The sequence below is a fragment of the Amycolatopsis jejuensis genome (genome assembly GCF_000717335.1).
Taxonomy (GTDB): Bacteria; Actinomycetota; Actinomycetes; order Mycobacteriales; family Pseudonocardiaceae; genus Amycolatopsis; species Amycolatopsis jejuensis.
Genome location: NZ_JNYZ01000051.1, coordinates 9,435 through 34,838, shown reverse-complemented (window position 1 = coordinate 34,838; position 25,404 = coordinate 9,435). Strand labels below are relative to the sequence as shown.

Below are 25,404 nucleotides of genomic sequence, written 5' to 3'. Positions count from 1 at the left end.
CCTGTCCCCGGGCAGGTGGTCTCTCCGACGATGGCGGACATCCCTGCCAGCGAGGAGGCCCGATGCCCGCCGGAGACCCGTTGCCCGCGGCGAAGACCGTCGCCGAGCTCTTCCAGCTGACCGCGCGAGCACACCGGGACCGGGTGGCGGTGCGCAGTTCCGACGGTCGCGTGGAGTTCACCTGGGGGCAGTACGCCGAGCGGGTCGAGCGGATTGCCACCGGGCTGGCCGCGCTGGGGGTGCGCCGCGGCGACACCGTGGCGCTGATGCTCACCAACCGGCCGGAGTTCCATCTCGTGGACACGGCGGTGCTGCATCTGGGTGCGACGCCGTTCTCGGTGTACGCCACGAGCCCGCCCTCGCAGATCGCCTTCCTGTTCGCCAACGCCGGGAACCGCTTGGTGGTGACGGAAAAGCAGTGGGTGGACACAGTCCGGGCGGCGGGCGCCACCCAGGTCGTGTGCGCCGGCCGTCCGGTCGAGGGCACCGTGTCGCTGGCCGATGTGGAGGCGATGCGGCCGGAGAGGTTCGACTTCGCGGCGACCTGGCGATCCGTGCAGCCCGGCGACCTGCTCACGATCATCTACACCTCCGGGACCACCGGGCAGCCGAAGGGCGTCGAACTGGAGCACCGGGCCATGCTCGCGTCCCTGCGCGGCGGACTGGACCTGGATTTCGTGGCGGCCGGTGCCCGGGGCGGGCGGCTGGTGTCGTACCTCCCCGATGCGCACGTGGCGAACCGCTACTTCAGTCATTACCTGGCCATGGCCGGGGGAGCGTCGATCACCACGGTCGCCGATCCGAAGACGATCGCCGCGGTGCTCCCGGCTGTGCGGCCGACGGTTTTCCTCGGGGTACCGGCGTTCTGGCAGAAAATGCAGAAGGCGATCAGTGCGACGGGCGGGGTTCGTGGCCGCGTTGTGCGGTGGGCGCTCGCTCAACGGCAGGCCGGGCTTCGCCACGCGGTCGCCGACCGGCTGGTGTTGCGCACGCTGCGGGCCCGGCTCGGCTTGGCCGACGCGACCGCAGTGATCACCGGTGCCGCGCCGATCGCTCCCGGCGTCGTCCGGTTCTTCCTGGCCCTGGGCATCCGGCTGTGCGAGGGATGGGCGATGTCCGAATCGGCGGCGGGCGGCACGATCGGGCGGCCGGGGTCGGTCCGCCCGGGCACGGTCGGGACACCGATGCGCACGATCGAGGTGAAAGCGGCCGGCGACGGTGAACTCCTGCTGCGCGGCCCGACTCTGATGCGGGGCTACCGCGGCGACCCCGTCCGTACGGCCGAGGCGTTCGACGCGGAGGGCTGGCTGCGCACCGGTGACGTCGGGGTGATCGGCGCGGACGGGTACGTCACGATCGTCGACCGCAAGAAAGACCTGATCATCAACGCGTCCGGGAAGAACATGGCCCCGGCCGGGATCGAGCACGCGGTGCTGGCGTCCTGCCCGCTCGTCGCCTCCGCGGCGGCCATCGGCGACGGACGGCCGTACGTCGTCATGCTGCTGACGCTCGACCCGGATGCGGCCCGGGATTTCGCGGTGGCCCAAGGAATTTCGCCGGATCTTGCCGCGCTGGCCGCGGATCCGATCGTGCAGGAGGAAGTCGGACGCGGGATCACCCGGGCGAATGGGCTGCTGTCGCGGGTGGAACAGGTCAAGTACTTCCGGGTCCTGCCGGATTCCTGGGTGCCGGGAAGCGAGGAGCTGACGCCGACGGGCAAACTCCGCCGCCGGGCCATCGCGGCGAAGTACGCGGACGAGATCGAGGCGCTGTACCGGTGAGCTACGGCAGCCGGTAAGCGCCCGGCGGCCGGCCGGTCCAGCGGCGGAATGCCCGGCGAAACGCGCTGGCCTCGGAGAAACCCAGCCGTCGCGCGAGATCCTCAACGGATTCCGTACCCCGGTTCAGGCTGGCAATGGCGGCGTCGCGCAGCAGGTCCTCCTTGATCTGGCCGATCGAGGTGTGTTCCGCGCGCAGCAATCGCCGCAGGTGCTGGGTGCTCACGCCGAGCCGGGCGGCGATGTCGTCGGGGGTGGGCCAAGGGCCGTGCAGGCCGTGCTCGAGGATCTTGCGTACCTGGTCTGCCTGCGACGACCCGTAGTCGCGGGTGGCGAGGAGCACGTGCGGCTGGTCGCGCAGGAAATCGGCCAGCTCGGTCTCATCGCGCACCAGGGGAGCGGCCAGCAGTGTGCTGTCGAAGGCGAGGACGAGACTGCCGGCGCCGAAGTGCGGGTGCCGGCCGAACACGAGCTCGTACTGGGTGGCGTAGTCCGGCGACGGCCACGGCACGCGCAGGTCCCGCAGTGCAACACGCCGGCCGAGCAGCCAGCTGACCAGCCGGTGCAGCAGCGTGGCGAGGTACTCGGCAGCCATGTGGTCCGGGTCGTCCAGCCCGCTGACGTCGAGCTCCACCTCCGCCAGCGGCTCCCGCACGGTGACCTGCAGGTTCGGCATGCCGGGGAGCACCGCCGCGGCGTCGGTGAGCCGTTGCAGCGCGGTCCGCAGGTCGGGCACGTGGATCACCGAGCGCAGCACGAGCTGGAACATGCCGAGCGGAGCGGGCGGGCCGAGGCCGAACAGTTCGTCGCCGGTGAGGATCCACAGTTCCTGGGTCAGCTCGGAAACCTGCCGATGCGTGACGTGCCCGGCGCGCGGAAGCCCGGCCGGGTCAGCGGGAATCCCGGTGCGGCGCAGCAGCGAGGCGACGTCGAGACCGCGCCGCTCGCCGATCCGCACCAGCCGTCTCGCCATGCTGGCCACCGCCGCGGCGTCGTCGTCCACGACCCGATGCTAACCGGTGCGCGGGGCGGTGTTGTGGTTTGCGGTGGGGTGCCGGCTGGCGACTGCTGCGGTGTTGTTGTTCGCGGGGTCGCTGCCGCGTCGTCGTCGACGATGTGATGCTGGCTGGCCGTTGGCGCGGCGTTGTGGTTCGTGATGCGTTGCCGGCCGGTGCGCGCTGCGGTCACGGGATGTGCGAGCTCCGGTGCTCGGCAAGCACGGCGCCGCACCGTAATTTCGGAGAACGGTCCGACGTCCGGAAGGAATGCCCGCATGACCACCACCAGTACCAGGCCGGTGCGCCTGCCCGCTCCGGCGGCGCAGCGCCGGTACGGCTGGCTCGCCCTCGGAGCGGCGCTGCAGCTGCTCGCCGTGGGCGGACGCTGGGACATCGCCCTTGCCGCGTGGGTCTTCCCGATCTTCCTGCTGCGCTTCGTCCGGGTCAGCCGTCCGGCCTGGGGCCTGCTGCTCGTAGTGCCGGTGTTCGCTGCGGGCGGATTGTTCTGGGCGTGGCAGCTCGCGGTGCCGTTCACGGTCCTGACCGTCGCCGGGGTGATCAGCCTTGCGGTGGTCGTGATCCTGGCGTATGCGGCGGACCGCTTTGCGCCGCCGAAACTGCGGTTGCTCACCTACCCGGCCACGCTGACCGCGTCGGCGTTCCTGCTCGGCTCCTTCAGCCCGTTCGGCACCGCTTACGGCTTGCAGGCGGTGACCCAGCACGACAACCTGGCGCTGCTGCAGGCGACGTCCGTGGCCGGGCCGTACGTGATCACGTTCCTGATCGGTCTCGTGGCCACCGCGGCCAATCACCTGTGGGAGCACGGGATTTCGTGGTCCGGCGCGAAGCCCGCGCTCGTCACAGCCGCCGTGCTGGCCGCGGTGCTCGGGCTCGGACAGGCGTGGCTGGCCTGGGCTCCAGCAGCGACTTCGCCGACCGTCCGCATCGGCGCCGTCAACCCGTCCAATGCGTCGCTGGCGCGAGCACAACAGTTGTTGGGCACAGCGCCGACCGACCTGGCGGGTATGTCCCACCGCGATCCGTCCACCGTGCGCGCGGCGGCAGACGTGATCAACCGCCAGCTTTTCGCCGACACCCGGCAGGCTGCGCAGGCGGGCGCGAAGATCGTCGTCTGGTCGGAAAACGCGGCCCGCTTCCGCGCGGTGGACGAACCGGCATTCCTGGCCGAGGCCGGCGCGCTCGCCCGGGAAACCGGGATCTACCTGGAGGTCGCCGCGAACGTCTACCTGCCCGACGCCCCGTACGGCCGCGACCAGACCGTGCTGCTCGGCCCCGACGGCGCCGTGCGGTGGACCTACCAGAAGCACCATCCGATCCCGGGCCTGGAAAACTACGCACCCGGCAGCGGCCCGGTTCCGGTGATCGACACGCCGTACGGCCGCCTGTCGAGCGTGATCTGCTACGACGCCGACTTCCTCGAAACCGCCCGCGTGGCCACCGACATCATGCTGGTCCCCGGCGGCGACTGGCCCGAGATGGGCCGCATCCACACCCAGATGGCGAGCCTGCGGGCGATCGAGAACGGCTACGCCCTCGTGCGCGCCGACCTGAACGGCTCGTCCCAGGCATTCGACCGGCAGGGTCACGTGCTGTCCCAGCAGGACACGACTCCTGGCGACAATGCGCCGTGGCTCGCGGACGTGCCGACTCAGGATGGTGCGAGGACGCTTTATGGGCTGGTGGGGAACTGGTTCGCGTGGGTGTGCACTGCGGGTGCCCTGGTCGCGGTCGGGTTGGCTGTCAGGGCGCGGCGTCCCTGAACCCCTTCCACACCCGGTATTTCTCCGGACAGCAGACCGCGCACGGCCGGTACCCCGCCGCGATGGCTGTTGCCTCGTCGGCGAAGAACACGCGGTGCCGGACGTACCCGCCGCGGGCGATGGCGTCTCGTGCGCTTGGGCAGTCCAAGCGGCCGTAGATGTGGCTGCGCCGGTGGCCGCCCCAGGTGCCGGGGGTTGCGGATTCGTAGGGGTGGCCGTCGGTGCCCAGCAGGGTGAACATGTCAGGCGGCGTCGTGGAAGACCAGGGCGAGGGTGTGCCGTTCGCCGCTGCGGAGGGCGGACACGCCGTGCCGGACCGGGGCCGCGGACCAGCCTCGTGCGGACTGGACCGGCCGGTCTCGCGTGGTGAACACGTACCCGTGCCCGTGCGGGAGAAGCGTTGCCGTACCACGGGATTGGGCCCGCGGGCGTTGTTCGACGAGCAGGAACTCGCCCCCGGTGTGGTCGACGCCCGGTTCGTTCAGGTTGATCACCACCTGCAGCGGGAACACCAGGTCGCCGTAGAGGTCGCGGTGCAGGGCGTTCCAGTCGTTTTCCTGGTAGCGCAACAGGATCGACGTGGACTTGGTCTGCCCCGCGCGGTGACACTGCTCGAGCCATGCGTCGAGGCTGTCCGGCCACGGCGCGGCGCGGCCGAGCCGGGACCACCAGTCGCGGGCGATCGGCAGGAGCCGCGGGTACAGCGCCTGCTTGAGCTGCTCGATCGGCTCCGGGTACGGCGCGGCGAAGTAGCGGTACTCGCCGGACCCGAAGCGGTGCCGGTTCATGTCGACGGTGCTGCGGAACAGCTCGTCACGCGGGTACAACTCCCGGATGGCAACGGTTTCCTCCGCGGTGAGCAGCTGCGGAAGCAGAGCGCCACCGTACTGGTCGAGCTCCGCGGCGACGGTTGTCCAGTCGGTGTTGTCGACGCGGTGTTGCCACGGGGTCATGCCGCCTCCAGCTGCAGGAGGGTGGTTTTGGCTTGGCAGGGCACGACGACGGGCTGCGGGTTGGTTGCGGGTGCGGTGCCCACGGCCCGGTCAGCTGTGCGGTTGCCGACGAGTTCGGAAACTTGGCTGTAGTTGCGGGTTGCGCCGTATTCGTTTTCCGGGAGGTGGCGTTGGACGAGCCGGCGGAAGCTGTGGGACAGCGACTGGTCGAGCTCTGCGGCGACGGTTGTCCAGTCGGTGTTGTCGACGCGGTGCCGCCACGCGGTCATGCCGACTCCAGCTGCAGGAGGGTGGTTTTGGCTTCGGGGCCGCCGATGTAGCCGCCGAGGCTGCCGTCGGCGCGGAGTACCCGGTGGCACGGCACGACGACGGGCAGGGGGTTGGTCGCGCAGGCCGTGCCGACGGCGCGGACTGCTTTCGGGTTGCCGACCAGTTCGGCTACCTGGCCGTAGCTGCGGGTGCCGCCGTATTCGATTTCCGGGAGGCGGCGCTGGACGAGCTGGCGGAAGCCGTGGGACAGCGACAGATCGAGGTCGACGTCGAACGTCCGGCGTTGTCCGGTGAAGTACTCGTCCAGTTCGCGGACCACGATGTCCAGCCGCGCCGGGGCGCGCAGGACGCGTGGGCTCAGCTTGCGGGCGAGGGTGTCGAGGACCTGGTCGTGGCCCTCGCTCGCGTACGCCACGCGGACCAGGCCGGCCGGAGTCGCCGCGAGGAGCAGTTCCCCCACGGGCGTGTCGACGGTGGTGTAGGCGACGTCGAGGAGTTCCTCGGCCATGGCGCGCGCGATCAGCCGGTGGTGGAGGTCGCACAGGACTACGGCATCGGCGGACGTCGACAGCAGGTCGGTGAGGTCGTTCATCGCAGGGCCCCTTCCGTGCCGGGGTACGTTTTCCGGAGGTTCTTGATGCCGTCGGCGGCGGCGCGGCGGACGGCCTCGGTGGTGCTGCCGAGGATTTCGGCGATCTCGGCATACGGCAGATACGCGACGTAGTGGTACGCGACCGCTTGCCGTTGCTTGTCCGACAGGGCCCGGACGGCGGCCCACAGCTCGGTGCGGTCGGCGCCGGGCAGGCCGAGCCCGGTGGGGGAGTCGGGCAGGTCGCCGACCGGCAGCGGACGCCGTTTGGCCGCGCGCAGGACGTCGAGCGCCTTGCGGTGCGCGATGGTGACCAGCCAGGCTTCGACGTTGGCGTCGGCCGGGAGATCGGGGTACGCGCGCAGGGCGGCGATGAAGGCCTCCGACCACGCGTCCTCGGCGTCGTGCGGCCCGAGGAGCACGCGGCACACCCGCAGCACGGCCGGTCCGTGCTGCTCGACGACCTTCTCGAACGGCTGCTTCACCTGCTCCCGCCCGTCCCCGTTTCCAACGACCCCACTGTCCCCATAGTCTCCAGCGCCAGCAGAGCCCGCTTGCGTTTGAGGCCACCGGCGTACCCGGTCAACGCCCCGTCGGCGCCGACCACCCGGTGGCACGGCACGAAAATACACAGCGGATTCGCGCCGACAGCCTGCCCGGCCTCCCAGGCCAGCGATCGTCCGCCGAGCTGTTCCGCGATGGCGCCGTACGTGGTGGTGGCACCCCGCGGAATGGCCGCGACGATCGCCCACACCGCCCGCTCGAACCCGGTACCCTCCGCGGCAAGCGGCAGGTCGAACGCCTCCCGCCGCCCGGCGAGGTACTCGGTCAGCTGCTCACCCGCCTCGGCCAGCAGCCGGTCGTCGGCAACCCCGAGCCCGAACGTCTCCGGCGCCGGCCGCCGCACGTGGTGGCGGAAGTACAGCCCGGTGATGGCCTCCCCGGTCGCCACCAGCGTGACCGGGCCGAGCAAGGTGTCGACGACCGTGTGTCGGGTCTCCATCGCACTCTCCGTTCTCCTCACCGGGTAGACGCCCGCCGCGCGGCAAACGTGAGGTCCGATGTGGTTGGCTCGGGCAGTCCAGTCGGCGCCGACTCCTCCGGAGGACCTGATGAAGCCGCGTTTCGTCCTCGCGCTTCCGTTGTTCGACGAGGCCGTGCACGCGGATCTGCGGCAGCGCGCGCACGTCGTCGTGTGCCCGGACCACGACGAAGCCACCGTTGCAGCTGCGCTCGCCGGCGCCGACGTGCTGATCGCCCGCGGACCGGCGAAGTTCGGCGCCGCGCTGTTCGACCGTGCGGACCGGCTGTCGGTGGTCGCGACCGTCGGGTCCGGCTCCGACTCGATCGACGTCGGGGCCGCGACCAGAGCCGGGATCGTCGTCACCAACGGGGCGGGCGTCGCGCCGGTCCCGGTCGCCGAGTACGTGCTCGGTGCGCTCGTGCTCGGGCAGCGCCGGTTGCTGGAGGAAAGCGACCGGCTGTTCCGCGGCGGCTACGCCCGCTGGGACGCCCGCTACGACGGCATGACCGGGCGGACAGCGTCCCGGACCCGGCTCGGGCTGGCCGGCCTCGGCCAGGTGGGGACCGAGGTCGCCCGCCGGGCGGTGCTGGGACTCGGCATGGAGACGAGGTACTTCGACCCGCGGGCCACGCCACCCGCCGAACTCGGACTGACGCCCGCCGCGTCACTGGACGAGCTCTTCGCGTGGGCCGACACGGTGAGCCTCCACGTGCCGCTCACCCCGTCGACCCGGCACCTCGTCGGTGCCGCCCAGCTCGCTCTGCTCGGCCCCGATGGCGTCCTGATCAACACCTCCCGCGGGCCGGTGCTCGACCAGCCCGCGCTGCTGGCGGCACTGCGCGCGGGCACGATCCGCAGCGCGATCATCGACGTCATCGACCCCGAGCCGCCGGACGCGGACACCCTCGCCGTCCTCGCGGGCACGCCCGGGCTGTTCGTCACCCCGCACATCGCGGGCGTCACCAGGGAAGCACTGCACGACCTCTCGCGGTCGGCGGTCGAACGGGCCTTCGCGACGCTTGCCGGCGAGCGGCCGTCAAGCCTGGTCAACCCCGAGGTGTGGGACGTCCGGCGGCGATTCCCGGCCGGCTGACCCGGCGCGCAGGAGCGCGGTGCACTGCCGGGTCGCCTGCCGGATGGCGTTCTCCAGCAGGGGATGCTTGCGATGGAACTGCGCGAGCCCGGTCGACACGGCGACAGTCGCGCGCAACCGGCCGTCCGCGCCGGTGACCGCGCCGGCCATGCAGGCGGTGCCAGTGGCGACCTCCTCGATCTCGACGGCGAGCCCGGTCGCCCGGATCAGCTCGAGCTGCGGCAGGAGGTCGCCGACCGTTCCGATCGTGTGCTCGGTGTACCGGGTGAGCCCGTTGGTTTCGCAGTAACCGAGCACGTCGCCGGCGGGCAGGGTCGCGAGCATCATCTTGCCGAACGCCGTGGCGTGCGCGGCACCGGCCGTCCCGACCTCCAGCATCGGGATCGCGGGCGCACCGGCGGATTCGGCGACATAGGCGACAACGGGTTCCAGCCCGCGGTAGAGCGAGTAATAGGCGGCGGTGCCGGTGGCCGCGTGCACCTGGTCGACGATGTTCGCGATCCGCGGCCCGACGCTCAGCCGCTCGCGCAGCAATTGGTACAGCGGCGGGATCTTGTACCCGAGCCCGAAGCCGTGCAGGTCGCCGAGATGGACCAGGTAGCCCTCCGCGACGAGCGTGTTGAGCAGCCGGTAGGTGCTCGACAGGTTGTAGCCGAGCCGCCGGGCGACCGCTTTGGCCTGGATGCCGTCGTTCGCCGCGGCCACGACCTCCAGCACTCGCAACGCGCGCTGCACGGAACTCACCCCACTGCCGTTGCCGTCACGGGACACCGGACCACCTTCCGATCGAGGAGACCGGAACCGAGCCTGCGCCCCGGAAAGCGCGCCCGCAACGGCCGCGATTCCGCCTGGGCATAAAACGGGCACGGCAGGCTTGCCGGGTGCGGCGGCCACCCCGCAAGGTGGACTCTCCAAGCACGGCAAGGGAAAGGCAGCAGCCATGAAGGCAGTCCGGGTGCACCGGTACGGGGAGCCACCCCGGCTCGACGACGTCGCCGAGCCCACCGTCGGCTCGCCGCAGGACGTGGTCGTCCGCGTCGGCGCGGCCGGCTTGTGCCGCACCGATCTGCACGTGCTCGAAGGCCAGTGGAAGGAGATCCAGCACCCCCCGCTGCCGTACACGCTCGGCCACGAAACGCGGGCTGGATCGCGGACATCGGCAGCGCGGTCACCGGGCTTGCCCCGGGCGACCCGGTGATCCTGCACCCGCTGGTCACCTGCGGGCTGTGCGCGGCGTGCCGGTCCGGCGAGGATTCGCATTGCGCCGACGCGGCTTTCCCCGGCCTGAACACCGACGGCGGCATGGCCGGTTACCTGCGCACCAATGCGCGTGCCGTGGTGAAGCTCGAACCGCACTTGCAGCCCGCGGATGTCGCCGCGCTCGCCGACGCCGGGCTGACCGCGTACCACGCGGTGCGCAAAGCGGTGCCGCTGCTGCCACCGGGCACCCGCCGTGGTGATCGGCGCCGGAGGTCTCGGCCACATCGGCGTCCAGGTGCTGGCCGCGCTCACCGCCGCGACGATCACCGTGGCCGACCGGTCCGCCGAGGCCCTCGATCTGGGCCGCACCCTCGGCGCGCACCACCTGGTCGACGCCACTGAGGATCCGGTGGACCGGCTGCGGGACATCACCGGCGGCGGCGCGCACGTGGTGTTCGACTACGTCGGTGAGCACGGCACGCCCGGCCAGGGAATTGCCGCGCTGCGCAACCGCGGCAGTTACTTCGCCATCGGGTACGGCGGGCGCGTCGACGTGCCCGCGATCGAGCTGATTTCCCGCGAGATCAATGTGGTCGGCAATCTGGTGGGCAGCCACCAGGACCTCACCGAGCTGATGACCCTGACCGCGCAAGGGAAAGTCACCCTGCACACCACTGCGTACCCGCTCGACGCCTTCGCCGACGCGATTCACGATCTCGAATCCGGCAAGCTCGTCGGCCGCGGAATCCTCATCCCCAGCTGATCCCTCCAGGAGAATCCCATGAGCCGCAACCCTTACCGTGACCTTCCGCCCGTTCCGTCCTTCGCCCTGCGCAGTGCCGACGTCGCCGACGGCCGGACTTTGCCCACCGCGCAACGCAGCGGCATCTTCGGCGCCGGCGGGGAAGACGTTTCCCCGCAGCTGTCGTGGTCCGGTTTCCCCGCCGGGACACAGAGTTTCGCGGTGACCGTGTACGACCCGGATGCCCCCACGGCGAGCGGATTCTGGCACTGGGCCGTCGCAGACGTTCCCGTCGGCGTCACCGAACTGCCGTCCGGGGCGGGCGACGAAACCGGCGGCAAGCTCCCGCAGGGCGCGGTGCAGCTCGCCAATGACGCCGGATTGCGCCGCTACCTCGGCGCCGCCCCGCCCGCCGGGCACGGCGTGCATCACTACCACGTGGTTGTGCATGCCGTCGACGTCCCCTCGTTGCAGCTGCCGGACGGCGCGACCCCGGCATTCCTGGGGTTCACGCTCTTCAGTCACACGCTGGCGCGGGCGGTGCTGGTGCCGGTGTACGAGGCTTGACGGGGGTGCCGCCCGGTCGTACACGACCCGGCGGCACCGCTACTCGGTGTAGCGGTTGCGCAGGTCCTCGCAACCGCGCAAATGCTCGGCGGACAGGCGCCGTGCGGCGTCGCCGTCGCCGTCGATCACCGCTTGCAGGATGGCCTCGTGCTCGGCGATCAGCTGCGCGATCACCGGCTGCGGATGGGTGAGCGCCTGCAGGTGCGACAGCAACGTCCGGGACACCGTGTCACGCACCGCGAGCATCATGATGGTGAGCGCCTGGTTGCCCGACGCCCGGACGATCTCCAGGTGGAAGCGGACGTCCGCGATCTCGAACGCTTCGAGGTCGGTGCCTGCCGCGCGCATGAACGCGATCTGGTCCCGCGCGGCCGTGAGGTCGGGCCGGGGGGTGCGGATCGCGGCATGCTCCGCACCGCTGCCCTCGAGCGCGATGCGGAGGCCGATGAGATCGTCGAGCGGCACGCGGCCGAGCCGCAGCAGGTGCACCAGCGTGTCACGCAGCGGATCGGTGGTGAGCGCATCGGGCGCGACGACCCGCAACGGCGACGTGGGGCCCGCCGCGACCGCCAGCCCCTTGGTCTGCAGTGCGCGCAGTGCCTCGCGGACCGTGGTGCGCCCGACGCCGAAGCGCTCGGACAGCTCGCGCTCGGGCGGCAGGGCGCTGCCCGGCGGCAGCTCCCCGCTGAGGATCGCCTCCCGGAGCGCGTCGGCGACCTGCTCGTAGACCGGGCGGCGCTCGAGGGACTGCGGGGCGGAATCCATGCCGCCGATCGTACACCGGACGCCTGTCTTGTCGGACCACGCGGGACCAACCTTCTTCGTGCTGTCGCCTGTCTGTCCAGTTTCCGGGATGGATCTGCGTATCACCATCGGGACGAGACCTCACTTGTCAGACCAGCAGTCCGCAGCTCTCAGGCACTCGCTACCGGGGAAGCGGTCGCGGCGTGCTTCCCGGCGCGCCAGGCGTAGGTGATGATCGGCCCGAGCGTGCCCCCGCCGCCCCAGTAAGCCTTGCCCGAAGGAGACGCGGCGCAGTTGCCCACTGCATAAAGGCCGGGAATGGGGTTTCCGCCGACCGTCAGGACCCGGCTGTGCGCGTCGACGCGGGGCCCGCCTTTGGTGTCGAGCATTCCGGCGGCGAGAATCACCGAGTAGTACGGACCATCGGCAGCGAGCGGGGCCATGGTCGGATTCCCGGTGACTGCCGGTTCCACCCACCCCGCCTTGCCGGGGCCGAAGGAAGCCGCTTGGTTGGTCGCACCACTGCCGAGCTGCGCGTCGGTCCCCAGCGTGATCGCATTGGCCACCAGCCGGTACAGATAACGCTCGACTTCGGTTTCCCCGCGCCGGAAATCGTCGTCACGGCCTTGCCGCGCGAAACCGTTGAACCGCTCGACCGTGGCCGCCAGCTGCCCGGTGAAACCGGCGTCGAGCCGCAGTCCGCCGGTGGCGGTGGCCAGCCTGGCGAGCCGTTCGTCGATCCGCCCGGCCAGCTGCTCCAGGGTGTCGCCCCGGATGACGTGACTGTCGTCGTCGCCGATCGCGGGCAAGGCGCCGCCGTCGAACGGGGTGCCGCGGAATCCGTCGTAATTGGCCTGGTCGAAGATCGCGAACATCAGCATGTTCGGGTATTCGCAGCGGGCGCCGTCGAATTCCAGCATCGGCCCGGTCGCCTCGTTGTACACGGTCTTTTCGTTCATCGTCCGGCGGCCGTAGCGGTTGACGCAGAGCACGCTGTCGCCGACGACGCTGAACGTCCCGGTCAGCGCCGGATCCCCGGCCACCGCCCGTTCGAGCTGGATCGGCGTGTTCCACGATTCGGCCATATTGCGCAGGTCGGCGCCGAGGGACTGCGCGATCGCCACGAAGTCACCCTCGTTGGTGGCCGCCGCGCAGCCGCCGAACACCGGACCGCGGAGGTACGAACGCCGCAGGTCCGCGTTGTGCGTGAAGCCGCCGGACCCGAAGATCACCGCACGCGCCGCGTGGACGGCCCGGCGTCCGCGCGGGGTTTCGGCGAGGACGCCGACGACCCGCTCGCCGTCGGCGACCACGCTCACCACCCGGTGTTCGAGCTCGATCCGGCCACCGCGCTGCTCCAGCGCCCCGGTCAGCTGGCGGATCAGTTCCGGGCCGTCGCCGGGGTCGCCGCCCGGGGTGCACGGCGCCAGCGTGCGGCCGTGCACGACGTCGTCGACCGCCGAGTAGAAATTCGGGATGTCCGGCAGCGGGACGGTGGCGAGGGCCCCCTTCTCCGCGAGATCGGCGAACGCTGCGGCGCCTTCGCCGAGAAACAGGCAGATCCCGTCGTATTCCCATTCCGGCAGACCCAGAAACGGAGAGTGCGGCGAATACGACTGCGGCCGGGAAGTCCGCGCCAGATAGTGCAACGCGCTTTCCCTGGTGTCGGCGAGCCCGAGCGGATGCGTCCGGTGGTCGTCCGGGACCCAGGCGTTGCCACCGGATTTCCGCGTGGTTCCGCCGGTTTCGGCCGCCTTCTCGAGCGCGATCACGCGGGCGCCGCCGTCGGCCGCCATCACCCCGGCGACCAGCGCCGCCGCTCCGGAGCCGACCACGACGACGTCCGCGCTCTCGTCCCAGTCCCCGATCTCGTGCACCGCTACCACCGGGCGCGCGGTCACAGGTCGATCCAGAAGCCCTTGATGTCCGAACCGATCCGGAGGATCAGCGCGACGAGGTCCTGGTGGATCGGATGCGGCGGGTAGGCCCGTACCGAGTCGAAGGTGTCGAACGTCAGCGTCATCGCGTAGTCGAAGGAGTCCTCGGGCCCTTCCCAGTCGACCTGCCTGGTGCGCGGCCCGTCCTGAATGGACAGTACGCCGGGGATGTCCCGCTGCCGCGCGATGGCGGCGGAGAGTTCGCGGACCTCCTGTTCGTTGCCGGGGTTGTTCAGCGACCAGCAGACGTACAGGCGGTGCCGGGCCTCGGTGCTCATCGGGTGTTTTCCTTTCTCTGCAACGACAGGAACAGGGGGTAAAAGCGGACCGGTGCGTCGGCGAACACGGCCTTCAACCGGTCGCTGGGAGTGCCGAAGAGCTCGGCGGTCACGGTTCCGGTGGCCAGCATTGCTTGCAGTACTTCGCCGACGTTCTCGTTGTGCTCCAGCAACGCATCGGAATCGCGGAAATGCTCGATGAACACGCACTCGGATTCGTCGTCGCTGAGGTAGATCTCGTACTGCAGTGTCCCGGTGTCCTTCACGCGCATAATGTCGATGCATTCCTTTGCCAGGCGCCGGAAATCCTCGAGCCTGCCCTCGTGGAACCTGAGCCGGGCGATGCCCCTGAGCTCGTTCGCGGTCATTCGGAGTCCTTTCTGCCGGGTCGTCCGCGTGGCCTGCCGCGCCGGACCGCCAGTGCCACCGCGACGAGGAGGGTCAGCCCGTTGAACAGATCGCTGACCCAGAACTGCGCGCCGACCAGCAGCAGGCCCTTCACCCCGGTACCGAGCACGAAGACCGCCACCAGGGTGCCGAGCACATTCGCCCGGCCGGGGTGGATCTGCGTCGCCCCGAGGAACACGGCGGCGAAAGCGGGGAGCAGGAACGGCGGGCCTGCGGTGAGGGAGGCCGAGCCGATGATCGCCGCGAAGATGATCCCGGCCAGCGCGGCAATGGTGCCGGACAGCATCAGGGACGAGATCACCAGGCGGTCGGTTTTCACCCCGCTGAGGCGGGCGGCCAGCGGATTCCCGCCGGTGGCGTACAGTTTGCGGCCCAGCGGGCGGAATTCGGTGACGAACCCGATGAGCAGGGCGACGGCGGCAAGGTACACCACCGGAAGCGGAATGCCCAGCAGCTTTCCCTGCCCCAGCTGGATGAAATGCTCGGAAATGCCGGTGGTGATCTGCTGGTTGCCGGACACCCAGTAGACGAGCGCGCCGAGTACCGCCGACATCGCCAGCGTGCCGATGAAGGAATCGACCCGCAAGCCGACGATCACCGCCCCGTTCACGGCGCCGACGAGCGTGCCCATCAGCAGGGTCAGTACCACGGCCAGCGCCCAGTCGACGCCGCTCGCCTGCAGTTTGCAGACCACGACGACGCTCAGCCCGAGCATGCTGCCGACCGAAAGATCGAAAACGCCGGCCGCGTACGGGGCGATGAGCCCGAGCCCGACCATCGCCGTGATGGCCTGCTGCAACGCGATTCCGTTCAGCGTCTGGACGCTCAGGAACGTGTCCGGGATCCACAGGCCGAACACCAGGACGATGAGGGCCAGTACGTAAAGCCCGCTGAACCGGTCCATCCCGAAGGCGATCCGGCGCCGGGTTTCCGGCGGGTTCGCCTCCGGGGCCGGGGGCGGCGGATCGGCCACTGCCTGCGCTGCGGCCGCCGAGGGCAGTTCGTTCACGGTATTCGCTCCCTCACAGGACCAGGTCGCCGAGCACGTCGGCGCTTGTTTCGGATCGGCTCAGCTCGCGGACGACGGCGCCCTTGCGCAGCACCAGGGTCCGGTCGCACAGCCGGGCGAGTTCGTCGTGGTCGGACGAGCACAGCAGGACGGCGGTGCCGTTCGCGGCCACCTCGTCCATCGCGCGGTGGATTTCCGCCTTGGCCGCCACGTCCACCCCGCGGGTCGGATCGTCCAGCACGAGGACCCGGGGCCGGGCCCGGAGGGCTTTGGCGAGGACGGCCTTCTGCTGGTTCCCGCCGGAGAGCTGCATGATGTTCACCGCGGACGACGGGGGCCGGATGTCGAAGGTGCGCATCCATTCCTGTGCCCCGAGCTGCTCCGCCCGCCGCCGGAGGACGCCGGTCCGGACGTAGGGCCGCAGGTCCGAGATCGTGATGTTCTCGCCCACCGAGAAGGTCGGGAAGAGCCCGTATTTCGCCCGGTCGCCGGACACGAACCACAGGCCGAGCCGGTGGGCGCGGGCCGGGGTGATCCGGCCGGGTGAGGCCGCTGCCACGCGGACCGTGCCCGCCCGGCGGCGCTGCAGGCCGAGCAGGATCGGTGGCAGTTCCTCCGGTCCCGAGCCGAACAGCCCGGCGACGCCGAGGATTTCCCCCGGCCAGAGGTCGAGGTCGACGCCGTCGAGAACCCGGCCGGTCAGCCCCCGCACGGAAAGCAGCGGCTCCCCGTCCCGGCGGGCCACGGCCGGGACCTCCGTGGCGGCGAGCCGGCGGCCGGTCATCAGCTCGACCAGCCGGTCGCGGTCGAGACCGGCCTTGCCGAAGGTGCCGATGCGCCGTCCGTCCCGCAGCACCGTGACGCGGTCGGCGATCCCGAGCACCTCGTCGAGGTGGTGCGAGACCATGATGACGCCGACGCCGCCTGCCCGGATCCGTTCGACGACGTCGTACAGCCGCCGCGCGTCCGGGCCGCCGAGCGACGCGGTCGGCTCGTCGAGGACGAGGAAACGCACGTCGCCGTGGGTCACGTCGATCGCGCGGGCGATGGCGATCATGGTGCGTTCGGCCAGCGACAGGGTGTCGACCGGGACCCGGACGTCGATGTCTGCGCCGAGCCGGGCCAGCAGCTTCGCGACCTTGCGGCGTTCGGCCCGCCAGCGGATGCGCCCGCCCGCGACCTCGAAACCGCGGGCGAGGCCGAAGTTGTCGACCGCGTCCATGGTCCCGATCAAGCCGAGCTCCTGATGGACGAACCGGACCCCGCCTGCTTCGGCGTCCGGCGAACTCCCCAGCGGGAACGGGGTTTCACCGAGGAACGCGCGGGCGCCGGGATCGGGCTGGTGGAACCCGGCGAGGATCTTGATCAGCGTCGATTTCCCCGACCCGTTCGCACCGATCAGGGCGTGTACCTCGCCCGGCCGGACCTCGAAGTCGACCTCGCGAAGCGCGTGTTCCCCGCCGAAGGTCTTCGACAGGTGCTCGACGACCAGAGCCTGCCCGCTCATCGGACGTGCCACAGTTTCTTGAAGTAGTCCGGGTAGTCCGCGACCTCCGGCAACGCCGCCGGCTGCGGGGCATTCGCCTTCGTGAGGATCCGGAACGGGGCGGCCGACGTCGTGTCCACCTCGGTGGGTTCCCCGGCGAAATGCCGGGCGAGCGCGTCGATCGATTTCCAGCCCATGCCGAAGAGCGGGTAGCCGACCCACATGTCCTCGGCGCCGGTGCGGAGATTGCCGATGTTCTGCAGGTCCGGTGCCTCGCCGGCAATCTTGACCTCGGAGCTCCCGGCAGCGCGCAAGGCGGCGGAGACGCCGGTGCTGATGGCCCCGAAACCCATTACCGCGTAGGTGATCCCCGGATCGGCCTGCACCGCGCTCACGACCTGCGCGGGGAGTTTCGTGCCGATGTCGGTGATCTGCACCGGAACCGCCTTGAACGGGCAGCCGGGGCACCGCCGGTGAAATTCCTCGGCAAAGGACTTTTCGAAGATTTCCAGCACCGAGAAGGAAGGAATGGAGAACATGACCACGTTCGCCTTCGCGCCCTTCTGCGCGACGATGTAGTTCGCGATGATCCGGGCGGCCAGTGCGGTCTGGTTTCCGTCGGTCACGTTCGCGATCAGCGGCGGGGCGACCGGATCCGCGGTCGCCGAGGTGACCACGGGGATCTGCTTGGCCGCGAATTGCCGTGCCGTCGCCGCGAAATCCTTGAGGTCCTGTCCCGCGGTCACCACGCCGTCCGGGTTCGCCGCGAGGGCTTGCGCGTACGCGTCCTGCAGGCCGGTAGGGGTGCCCGGGTCGAACACGAACGGGATCGTGGTCCAGCCGAGTGCGGCGGCCGCCGCCTGTTCCCCTTGGAGGTTGCTGCGCGAATTCGGCGTGTTGTTGTGGATCAGCGCAATTCTCTTGCCGCGCGGCGGCGCCGCCTTCATCGGCGGGAGGCCGAAGGTGGTCTGGGGAGCTTCCCATTTCGCGATGAAGGCTTTGGCTCCGGCGACATCTGCTTGTTCCCCGCCGGAGGTACTGCTGGCACCGCTCGGGCTGCAGGCGGCGAGAATCCCGGCGGACAGCAGGGCGACCGCAGCCACGCTGCTGCGACGCCCCCGGCTGGTCGATCGGCGATCGGTCATCGTAGTTCCGTTCCCTTGGCGTTTTCGACGAAAGGCGCCCCCCCAGGACGATCTGCTGGTCAGCTGTGCTTGATGACCTGGCCCGCGTCGACGCGGACCTCGCTGCCGGTCACCCACCGCGATTCCGCACTGGCCAGCCACAGCACGGCATTCGAGACGTCGCGCGGTTCGACCCACGGGACCGGGAGCGTGTGCATCGACTGGAAGCGCGGGGCCACTGCCTCGCGGGTCCGCGCGGCTTCCGGCAGGTCCGCGGCGACCACGTCGTAGGTCGCCCGGTTCTGGATCATGCCGGTGTCCACTGTGGTCGGATGGACGACGTTGACGCGGATGTTGTCCGGCCCCAGTTCGAGCGCGGCCGTGCGCATCAGGCCGACGACGCCGTGTTTCGCGGCCACGTAATGGCCGACGTTCTCCATCGCGCGCTGGCCACCGGTGGAGCCGGTCAGGATGATCGAACCGCCTCCCCGCGCCCGCAGATGGGGAATCGACACCTTGATCGTGTGCCATACCCCCTTGAGGTTGACGTCGTGCATGTCGTCCCAGGCGGCGTCGTCCAGGTCTGCCAGGCGGCCGGTGCCGAAAACACCGGCGTTGGCGCAGACGATGTCGAGCCCGCCGAGCCGGGCCACTCCGTCGTCGAGCGCCGCCTGCAATGCCCCGGCATCCCGCACATCCGCTTTACTGGCAACGATTTTCCGCCCGAGTGCCTCGACTTCCTCGACGGTCTGCGCGAGGTCACCGGCGGTCCCGAGGTCGTACGGGACGCTGGCGATGGGACCGGCGAGGTCCACGGCGATGATGTCGGCGCCCTCCTCGGCGAGCCGGACCGCATGACTCCGGCCCTGCCCGCGGGCGGCGCCGGTGACAAAGCAGATCTTTCCTTCGACGCGATTCGCCACAGGTGATCCTTTCTCGCGGGGTGGTCCGGAAAGGTGCCGGCAGATGCGGCGGACGAGGGGCGAGCGTAGCTTCCGGCCTGTTGGTCTGACAAGAGTCAGCGAAAAAATACCCAGTGAGCTGCAGTGGAATACTCTGACTGGACTGATGAGTGATCAGATAGAGCTACCTCTTGTCAGACCAGCAGTCCAAGGTGTTGAATGTCGTTCACCGGTCCGGATCATCCGGCCGGGATCCGCACTTTCCGGGAGGCAACCCTTGGCGCAGCTCGATTTCGCCGGGCAGGTCGCGATCGTCACCGGCGGCGGCCGGAACCTCGGCCGCGGCTACAGCCTCGAACTCGCCCGGCGGGGCGCGGCGGTCGTCGTAGACGACATCGACGGCGAGGCAGCCGCGTCCGTGGCCGGGGAGATCGAGCGGGCAGGCGGCAAGGCGGTCGCGTCGGCGGAGTCGGTCGCGACCGCCGAAGGGGGCGCGGCAATCGTCGCGAAGGCGGTCGAGGAGTTCGGGACCGTCGACATTCTCGTCAACAACGCGGGCAATCTCCGGGCCGGGGAGTTCGCCGGCCTGACGCTCGACGACTTCGAGGCGGTGCTGGCAGTGCACCTCGGCGGGGCGTTCTGCGTGACTCAGCCGGCCTGGGCGGTCATGCGGGAACGGGGCCGGGGCCGGATCGTGATGTCGGGTTCGGCCGCGGGGGTGTATCCCGAAGGGGGCTACAGCGACTACGCCACGGCGAAGGCCGGGATCGTCGGGCTCACCCGTGCGCTCGCCGCCGAGGGCCGGGCGCACGGCATCCACGTCAACGCGATCCTGCCGCAAGCGGGGGGTTCCTCGATGACGGCGGACGCAGCCCCGATCCACAGCCTGGAGGACGCGAGATTCCGCGGTCCCGATGCAGCTCTCGCGCCGTACAAGTCGGTGGAGGCCGTGAGCCCGCTCGTGATGTACCTGTGCTCCCCGGAGTGCAGTCACACGGGCCTGATCCTGTCCGCGGGCGCGGGGTGGTTCGGCCGCGTCTTCCTGGGGCTGACGTACGGCTGGACGGCACCCGAGCCGGGGGTGCCGCCGACCGCGGAGGAGGTTGCCCGGCACTTCGACCGGATCGTCGATCCCGCGGAGTACCTGGTGCCCGGCGGTGCGTCCGACGAGCTGCAGCACATCGCGGCCCGGCTGGGGCTCGCCACCACGGAGGAAAGGAGGGCAGGCTGATGAAGGCAGTGCGGTTACCCGGCGAGGAGGCCCTGCTGTCGCGCATCGAGGGGCCCGTCGTCGAGCTGGCCGCCTTCGGGCAGCCGCGGCTCGATCCGAAGCTGGCAGTGGTGCTCGCCGCCGACGTCCCGCCGGATGCGCCGCCGGGTCTGGTCGCCCGCGCGGTCGGCGGTGTGTTCCTGGCCCTCGACCTCGCCGACGCAGGTGAGGGCAGCTTCCTGCTCGGTGAGCAGCTGCTTCCGCCGGAGTCGGCCGGGGAGCTGCGGATGCATGTCGGCGGTCGGCTGGTGGCCACGAAATCCATTGCGGCACTGGGTGATCCGGTGTCGCTGATCGGCTCCCGGAAGGGAAGCCTGCACGCCGGCGACACGGTCCTGCTGGGCTCCGGGCCGGGGGTCCCCGCGGCGCCGGGCACCCTGCTGATCGAAGGCCCGCTCGGCGCGGTGTTGTCCGCGGACCTGCGAGGTGCCGCGTGAACGCGTTGGCACAGCGCCTCGAACAGGCTTGGACGAACCGCGCACCGGTCGCGCCACTGTCCGAATCGGACGGACTGACCCGGGAAAACGCCTATGAGGTCCAGTATGCCTGGAACGCGGCGCGGGTGGCCGCCGGGGAACTCGTGCTCGGCCGCAAGATCGGCTTGACCAGTGCGGCGATCCGGGCGCAGGCGGGCGTCGACGAGCCCGACTACGGATCGCTGTGGGGCTCCCGCCAGTACGTCGCGTCCGGTGGCCGGGCGGAAGCTCCGGCGGCGACGTTCGTGGCGCCGCGCGTCGAGGGCGAGCTGGCGTTCCTGCTCGGCGCCGACCTCGGCGAGGGAGCCACGGCCCAGCAGGTGCTGGCCGCGACCGAGGCGATCGCGGTGTCCGTCGAGATCATCGACTCGCGCATCGCCGATTGGCGGCTGACCATCGCCGACACGATCGCCGACAACGCGTCCTACGGCGGGTTCGTGCTCGGTCCGTGGTCGCGGACGCTGCGGCACGCGGATCTCGGGACGCTCGGCATGGTCCTGTACCGCAACGGCCAGGTCGCGGCCACCGGCGCGGGCGTCGAGTCGTTCGGGCATCCGGCCCGCGCGGTGGCCTGGCTGGCGCGCAAGCTGGCGAGCTTCGGCGAGTACCTCCCGGCGGGCTCGATCGTGCTCTCCGGCGCGCTCGGCCGCGCCCCCGACGTCACCCGCGGCGACGAAATCACGCTTCGCATCACGGACAATCCGCCACTCACCCTGAGGTTCACATGACTCGCAAGATCACCGCGGCCGTCGTCGGCTCCGGCAACATCGGGACCGACCTGGTGTACAAGCTCCGCCGCTCGGCCCTGGTCGAGCCGCGCTACCTGGTCGGGATCGACCCGGAGAGCGAAGGACTGGCCCGCGCCAGGAAAATGGGGCTGGAGACCTCCGCCGGCGGCGTCGATTGGCTGCTGTCGCAACGGGAACTGCCCGATCTCGTCTTCGAGGCGACGTCGGCGAAGGTGCACGCCGCGGCGGCGCCCCGCTACGCGGCGGCCGGAATCACCGCGATCGACCTGACACCTGCCTCGATCGGGCCGTACGTCGTCCCGCCGGTCAACCTGGCGGAGCACATCGACGCGCCCAACCTGAACATGGTGTCCTGCGCCGGACAGGCGACCATCCCGATCATGCACGCGATCAACCGCGTCGCCGATGTCTCGTACGGCGAGATCGTCGCGGCGATCGCCAGCGCGAGCGCCGGGCCCGGAACGCGGCAGAACCTGTCGGAATTCTCCGAGAAAACCGCCCGGGCGCTGGAAAACCCCGGCGGCGCCGGCCGCGGGAAGGCGCTCTCGGTGATCAATCCCGCCGAGCCACCGATGCTGATGCGCGACACGGTGTACGCCGTGGTCGAGCACGTCGATCCGGGCCGGATCGAGGCCAGCGTGCGGGAGATGATCGGCCGGGTCCAGGAGTACGTACCCGGTTACCGGCTGCGGTTGTTCGACGTCGAGGGCAGCCAGGTCACGGTGATGCTCGAGGTCGAGGGCGCCGGTGACTTCCTGCCGGTCTACGCCGGGAACCTGGACATCATCACCGCCGCGGCCGCCCGGGTGGGCGATGCGGTGGCCGGCCGCCGGGCCGGGGCCGAGGTGATGGCATGACGCGCCTGCACGTCGTCGACACGACCCTGCGGGACGGGGCCAACTCCTTCTCGCACCGGTTCACCACCGCGCAGGTCGCGGACATCGCCGCGGGTCTCGACCGCGCCGGGGCCGAGATGATCGAGGTGACGCACGGGGACGGGCTCGGCGGCTCGTCGATCCAGCTCGGCCGGGCGGCGCACTCCGATCCCGAGTACATCACCGCGGCCGCCGAGGCCGTCGAAAACGCCCGGATCGCGGTGCTGTACGTCCCCGGGATCGCGACGTTGAACGACCTTCGCGTCGCACAGGAGTGCGGTGCGCAGGCCGTCCGGATCGCGGTGCACTGCACCGAGGCCGACTGCGCCGAGCAGCCGGTGCGGTGGGCTCGCGAGCACGGTCTCGAGGTGCTCTGCTTCCTGATGATGAGCCACCTGCTGGAGCCGGACGCGCTGGCCGAACAGGCCGCGTTGCTGGACGGCTACGGCGCGCACGTCGTGTACACGGTGGACTCCGCCGGGGCGCTGACGCCGTCGGGGGCGGCGGCGCGCGTCCGGGCAATGCGGGCCCGGGTGTCGTGCGCGGTGGGATTCCACGCCCACAACAACCTCGGCTGCGCGGTCGGCAACACGCTGGCGGCGGTCGAGGCGGGCGCGACCTACGTCGACGGTTCGCTGCGCGGCCTGGGTGCCAGCGCCGGCAACGCGGCCACCGAGGTGCTCGTCGCCGCGCTGGAGCGGGAGGGCCACGAAACCGGCATCGACCTGTTCGGGCTGGTCGACGTCGCGGAGGACATCGTCGCGCCGATCATGCCCCGCCCGCAGGTCATCGACGCCACCGCGCTGACCATCGGCTACGCGGGCGTGTACGGCACGTTCTTCCTGTTCGCCAAGCGCGCGGCGGAGAAGTACGGCGTCGGCAGCCGCGAGATTCTGCTCGAACTCGGTCGGCGCGGCGTGATCGGCGGCCAGGAGGACATGATCATCGACGTCGCCGCCGAACTGGCGGCCACCACCGGAGCAGGGGAGCGGGGATGACGGAGTTCAGGTTCGGTTTCAGTGGCAACGCGTTCGACGTCGAGCAGCTGGTCGACGACGCCGTCCGGGCCGAGCGGGCCGGGTTCGACGTCTTCCAGATCATCGATTTCGCCGGTGCGCTTTCGCCGGTGGTCGCGCTGGCCGCGGTCGCGCGGGCGACCACCACCATCCGGCTGAGCCCGTTCGTGCTGAACACCGCGTTGTGGAATCCGGCGACGATCTGCCGGGACCTCGCGACGCTGGACCGGATCAGCAACGGGCGCCTCGAAATCGCGCTGGGTTCGGGGATTGCGGTCCCGGACACCCGCCGGTTGATGCCGCAGACGCGGGACGAACGCTTCGAGCGGCTGCGCGACACGGCCGCGGCCATCAAGGCGGCCGTGACCGAACCGGGGATCTCGCCGGGCTTCGTCAAGCCGCCGCGGCTGGCGATCGCCGGGACGGTGGACCGGGTGCTGAAACTGGCCGCCGAGGAGGCCGACACGTTCCTGATCGCGTCGGTGCCGCCGGTGCCGAAGGTCGACGGGCTGGAGAGTTACGCCGTCATCCCGGACCGCGCGGCCACCGCGGCGTATCTGGACCGGCTGCGGGACTACGCCGGGGCGCGGGCGGATGCGCTGGAAATCGGCACGAGCGCTCCGGTGACCCTGACCGGCGACACCGAGGCCGCGCTGGCCGAGCTGGCCGGGACCCACTCGTACCTGACTCCGGAGCAGATCTTCGAGTCACCCAAGATGCTGGTGGGCAGCCTGGACGAGGTCGCGGGGCAGATCGTCCGGCGCGGCACCGAGCTCGGCATCACCTACCACTCGCTGCGGGCCCCGACGCCGGAGGAACTCGCCCCGGTGATCGACGCGGTGAAGTCCCGGACCGCCGGGAGGCAGGCATGATCCGCGGTATCCACCACCTCGGCATCCACACCCCGGACCTGGACCGGCTGCGGGCGTTCTACGAGGAGGCGTTCGGCTTCGAGGCGGTCGGCGAGGAAATGAACCTCAGCGACTTTCCCGAGGCCGCGCTGGTCGTCGGCGTGCCCGGCGCCGCCGCGCGCGTGCTGATGATGAAGACGCAGAACTGTTTCATCGAGCTTTTCCAGTGGACCTCGCCGCCGGGCGGCACCTTGGCCCCGCTCGGGCCGAACAGCTTCGGGTACACGCATTTCATGATCGACGTGTCGGACATCGACGCGGAGTACGAACGGCTGTCCGCACTCGGGATGACTTTCGTGCATCCGTCCGCGGTGCGTTTCGGCAACAATGCGTCGGTGTACGGGAAAGACCCGGACGGCAACATCATCGAACTCGGCCAGATCCCCGCCGGGGAGAGCCTGCACCTCGAAATCGGAGGAGACCAGCCGTGAGTGCCCGGACGATCTACCTGGTTTTCGGTTCGCCTGCCACGCCCGCGAAAGCGGACGAGGTGCGGCGCTGGTACGAACCGCATCTGATCGAGATGTGCACGCTGCCCGGGCTCATTTCGGCGCAGCTGTTCCAGCCCAGCAAGGTACAGCTGCCGCGCCTGACGACGACGTTGCCGCAGACGATGGCGTTGTACGAGTTCGACACCGACGACCTCGCCGGTGCCTTCAAGACGTTGTGGGCCAGCAGCCGCACCCGCCGGATCGCCCCGCCCGCGGACGGTGTTTTCGAGCTCGATCCCGCCTACCAGTCGGCGGTGTACGACCTGGACTCCGAGTATCCGGCCGGCCACGGGAACACGTCGCCCGGGGACGGCTTGCCCCCGCTGCCGCCCGCCCGCAAGCAGATCATGCTGGTGTTCGGCTCGCCGACCTCCCCGGACCGCGCCGGCGAGGTGAACCGCTGGTGGGAGCCGCATCTGCACCAGATGACGTATTCCCCGGGGCTCATCGCGTGCAGCCTGTACCGGCCGAGCAGCGTGCAGCTGCCCCGGCTCACCACCACGCTGCCGGAGACCATGGCGGTGTGCGAATTCGATTCCGCCGATTTCGCCGCGGACATCGAAACCCTCTACTCCAGCCACCTCGTGGGCTACGAATCGGGGGAGTTCGTGCCGGGCAAGGCCATTCCGCCGCCGCCGGAAGGGTCGTTCCTGCTCGATCCGGTCTACCAGACGGGAATTTACGAACTCGTCTCGCAGTGGCCGAAAGCCGTCTGACCATTTCCGCAGCGAAG

The 25,404-nt window shown here is 70.4% G+C and carries 28 protein-coding genes and 1 pseudogene; 13 read left to right on the top strand and 16 right to left on the bottom strand.

All coding sequences use genetic code 11. From position 1 onward, the window contains the following. The first annotated feature begins 62 nt into the window (after window positions 1-62). Window positions 63-1,781: an AMP-dependent synthetase/ligase gene (locus tag OO71_RS43290; RefSeq protein ID WP_033295904.1), complete on the top strand. Its 1,719-nt coding sequence runs from the start codon at window positions 63-65 to the stop codon at window positions 1,779-1,781. Window position 1,782: 1 nt separating this feature from the next. On the opposite strand, the gene OO71_RS43285 is transcribed toward OO71_RS43290, so the two are convergent. After that, on the bottom strand, window positions 1,783-2,781 hold the full coding sequence (locus tag OO71_RS43285; protein ID WP_051793116.1) for an AraC family transcriptional regulator: 999 nt from the start codon (window positions 2,779-2,781) through the stop codon (window positions 1,783-1,785). 270 nt (window positions 2,782-3,051) lie between these two features. On the opposite strand from OO71_RS43285, the gene OO71_RS43280 reads away from it, so the two are divergent. After that, entirely contained in the window at window positions 3,052-4,557 is a 1,506-nt protein-coding gene (locus OO71_RS43280; RefSeq protein ID WP_051793112.1) for a carbon-nitrogen hydrolase family protein, read from the top strand. On the opposite strand, the gene OO71_RS43275 is transcribed toward OO71_RS43280, so the two are convergent. From OO71_RS43275 to OO71_RS43250, 6 genes are read right to left on the bottom strand one after another with little or no spacing between them, the layout of a single operon-like run. Beyond that, entirely contained in the window at window positions 4,538-4,798 is a 261-nt protein-coding gene (locus tag OO71_RS43275) for an Ada metal-binding domain-containing protein (RefSeq protein ID WP_033295903.1), read from the bottom strand. The two genes, OO71_RS43280 and OO71_RS43275, sit on opposite strands and share 20 nt — an antisense overlap. 1 nt (window position 4,799) lies before the next feature. Beyond that, window positions 4,800-5,510, bottom strand: coding sequence for a 2OG-Fe(II) oxygenase (locus OO71_RS43270; RefSeq protein ID WP_033295902.1), 711 nt, complete (start codon window positions 5,508-5,510; stop codon window positions 4,800-4,802). Then, window positions 5,507-5,779: an MGMT family protein gene (locus OO71_RS48065; RefSeq protein ID WP_051793110.1), complete on the bottom strand. Its 273-nt coding sequence runs from the start codon at window positions 5,777-5,779 to the stop codon at window positions 5,507-5,509. Before OO71_RS48065 ends, OO71_RS43270 begins: the two co-directional genes overlap by 4 nt. Then, the gene (locus tag OO71_RS43260; protein WP_051793109.1) at window positions 5,776-6,372 is read right to left on the bottom strand and encodes a methylated-DNA--[protein]-cysteine S-methyltransferase; all 597 of its coding nucleotides are present in this window, start codon (window positions 6,370-6,372) and stop codon (window positions 5,776-5,778) included. The genes OO71_RS48065 and OO71_RS43260 overlap by 4 nt, the downstream gene beginning before the upstream one ends. After that, the gene (locus OO71_RS43255) at window positions 6,369-6,854 is read right to left on the bottom strand and encodes an RNA polymerase sigma factor (RefSeq protein WP_033295901.1); all 486 of its coding nucleotides are present in this window, start codon (window positions 6,852-6,854) and stop codon (window positions 6,369-6,371) included. Before OO71_RS43255 ends, OO71_RS43260 begins: the two co-directional genes overlap by 4 nt. Then, the gene (locus OO71_RS43250) at window positions 6,851-7,372 is read right to left on the bottom strand and encodes a methylated-DNA--[protein]-cysteine S-methyltransferase (RefSeq protein ID WP_033295900.1); all 522 of its coding nucleotides are present in this window, start codon (window positions 7,370-7,372) and stop codon (window positions 6,851-6,853) included. The genes OO71_RS43255 and OO71_RS43250 overlap by 4 nt, the downstream gene beginning before the upstream one ends. 109 nt (window positions 7,373-7,481) lie before the next feature. Here OO71_RS43250 and OO71_RS43245 point away from each other — a divergent pair, with 109 nt between their 5' ends. Further along, window positions 7,482-8,486, top strand: coding sequence for an NAD(P)-dependent oxidoreductase (locus OO71_RS43245; RefSeq protein ID WP_051793108.1), 1,005 nt, complete (start codon window positions 7,482-7,484; stop codon window positions 8,484-8,486). Here OO71_RS43245 and OO71_RS43240 read toward each other — a convergent pair. Next, window positions 8,430-9,257, bottom strand: a complete 828-nt coding sequence (locus OO71_RS43240) for an IclR family transcriptional regulator (protein WP_033295899.1) — start codon at window positions 9,255-9,257, stop codon at window positions 8,430-8,432. The two genes, OO71_RS43245 and OO71_RS43240, sit on opposite strands and share 57 nt — an antisense overlap. 169 nt (window positions 9,258-9,426) lie before the next feature. Here OO71_RS43240 and OO71_RS46835 point away from each other — a divergent pair. Then, window positions 9,427-10,449, top strand: a pseudogene (locus OO71_RS46835) (NAD(P)-dependent alcohol dehydrogenase). An 18-nt stretch (window positions 10,450-10,467) separates the two neighbouring features. Continuing rightward, on the top strand, window positions 10,468-10,995 hold the full coding sequence (locus tag OO71_RS43230; protein ID WP_033295898.1) for a YbhB/YbcL family Raf kinase inhibitor-like protein: 528 nt from the start codon (window positions 10,468-10,470) through the stop codon (window positions 10,993-10,995). 39 nt (window positions 10,996-11,034) lie between these two features. Here OO71_RS43230 and OO71_RS43225 read toward each other — a convergent pair whose 3' ends face one another. The 8 genes from OO71_RS43225 to OO71_RS43190 all read right to left on the bottom strand — a co-directional run bounded on the left by OO71_RS43225 (window position 11,035) and on the right by OO71_RS43190 (window position 18,904). Continuing rightward, window positions 11,035-11,760, bottom strand: a complete 726-nt coding sequence (locus OO71_RS43225; protein WP_051793107.1) for a FadR/GntR family transcriptional regulator — start codon at window positions 11,758-11,760, stop codon at window positions 11,035-11,037. Between the two features lie 149 nt (window positions 11,761-11,909). Continuing rightward, a complete protein-coding gene (locus OO71_RS43220; protein ID WP_051793105.1) occupies window positions 11,910-13,640 on the bottom strand; it encodes an FAD-dependent oxidoreductase in 1,731 nt (576 codons plus the stop codon). Continuing rightward, the gene (locus OO71_RS43215) at window positions 13,637-13,954 is read right to left on the bottom strand and encodes a Dabb family protein (protein ID WP_033295897.1); all 318 of its coding nucleotides are present in this window, start codon (window positions 13,952-13,954) and stop codon (window positions 13,637-13,639) included. The genes OO71_RS43220 and OO71_RS43215 overlap by 4 nt, the downstream gene beginning before the upstream one ends. Continuing rightward, window positions 13,951-14,322: a putative quinol monooxygenase gene (locus OO71_RS43210; protein WP_051793104.1), complete on the bottom strand. Its 372-nt coding sequence runs from the start codon at window positions 14,320-14,322 to the stop codon at window positions 13,951-13,953. Before OO71_RS43210 ends, OO71_RS43215 begins: the two co-directional genes overlap by 4 nt. Beyond that, window positions 14,319-15,371: an ABC transporter permease gene (locus OO71_RS43205; RefSeq protein ID WP_211260834.1), complete on the bottom strand. Its 1,053-nt coding sequence runs from the start codon at window positions 15,369-15,371 to the stop codon at window positions 14,319-14,321. Before OO71_RS43205 ends, OO71_RS43210 begins: the two co-directional genes overlap by 4 nt. A gap of 13 nt (window positions 15,372-15,384) precedes the next feature. After that, entirely contained in the window at window positions 15,385-16,878 is a 1,494-nt protein-coding gene (locus OO71_RS43200) for a sugar ABC transporter ATP-binding protein (RefSeq protein WP_033295915.1), read from the bottom strand. After that, window positions 16,875-18,002, bottom strand: coding sequence for a sugar ABC transporter substrate-binding protein (locus OO71_RS43195; RefSeq protein ID WP_033295896.1), 1,128 nt, complete (start codon window positions 18,000-18,002; stop codon window positions 16,875-16,877). The genes OO71_RS43200 and OO71_RS43195 overlap by 4 nt, the downstream gene beginning before the upstream one ends. Window positions 18,003-18,061: 59 nt before the next feature. Continuing rightward, window positions 18,062-18,904, bottom strand: coding sequence for a mycofactocin-coupled SDR family oxidoreductase (locus tag OO71_RS43190; protein WP_033295895.1), 843 nt, complete (start codon window positions 18,902-18,904; stop codon window positions 18,062-18,064). A 256-nt stretch (window positions 18,905-19,160) separates the two neighbouring features. On the opposite strand from OO71_RS43190, the gene OO71_RS43185 reads away from it, so the two are divergent. Genes OO71_RS43185 through OO71_RS43150 form a run of 8 tightly spaced genes read left to right on the top strand, consistent with a single transcriptional unit; the run spans window position 19,161 to window position 25,387 of the window. Further along, complete coding sequence (locus tag OO71_RS43185; RefSeq protein WP_033295894.1) at window positions 19,161-20,114, top strand: SDR family NAD(P)-dependent oxidoreductase; 954 nt, start codon at window positions 19,161-19,163, stop codon at window positions 20,112-20,114. Next, the gene (locus tag OO71_RS43180) at window positions 20,114-20,590 is read left to right on the top strand and encodes a hypothetical protein (protein ID WP_051793101.1); all 477 of its coding nucleotides are present in this window, start codon (window positions 20,114-20,116) and stop codon (window positions 20,588-20,590) included. Before OO71_RS43185 ends, OO71_RS43180 begins: the two co-directional genes overlap by 1 nt. Further along, window positions 20,587-21,357 (top strand): 2-keto-4-pentenoate hydratase, encoded by a 771-nt coding sequence (locus OO71_RS43175; protein ID WP_033295893.1) that lies wholly within the window; start codon window positions 20,587-20,589, stop codon window positions 21,355-21,357. Before OO71_RS43180 ends, OO71_RS43175 begins: the two co-directional genes overlap by 4 nt. Then, window positions 21,354-22,235, top strand: coding sequence for an acetaldehyde dehydrogenase (acetylating) (locus tag OO71_RS43170; RefSeq protein WP_033295892.1), 882 nt, complete (start codon window positions 21,354-21,356; stop codon window positions 22,233-22,235). Before OO71_RS43175 ends, OO71_RS43170 begins: the two co-directional genes overlap by 4 nt. Then, on the top strand, window positions 22,232-23,251 hold the full coding sequence (dmpG, locus tag OO71_RS43165) for a 4-hydroxy-2-oxovalerate aldolase (protein WP_033295891.1): 1,020 nt from the start codon (window positions 22,232-22,234) through the stop codon (window positions 23,249-23,251). Before OO71_RS43170 ends, dmpG begins: the two co-directional genes overlap by 4 nt. Then, complete coding sequence (locus tag OO71_RS43160) at window positions 23,248-24,141, top strand: LLM class flavin-dependent oxidoreductase (RefSeq protein WP_033295890.1); 894 nt, start codon at window positions 23,248-23,250, stop codon at window positions 24,139-24,141. The genes dmpG and OO71_RS43160 overlap by 4 nt, the downstream gene beginning before the upstream one ends. Then, window positions 24,138-24,611, top strand: coding sequence for a VOC family protein (locus OO71_RS43155; RefSeq protein ID WP_051793099.1), 474 nt, complete (start codon window positions 24,138-24,140; stop codon window positions 24,609-24,611). Before OO71_RS43160 ends, OO71_RS43155 begins: the two co-directional genes overlap by 4 nt. Beyond that, window positions 24,608-25,387, top strand: coding sequence for a hypothetical protein (locus OO71_RS43150; protein WP_033295889.1), 780 nt, complete (start codon window positions 24,608-24,610; stop codon window positions 25,385-25,387). The genes OO71_RS43155 and OO71_RS43150 overlap by 4 nt, the downstream gene beginning before the upstream one ends. The last annotated feature ends 17 nt before the right edge of the window (window positions 25,388-25,404 follow it).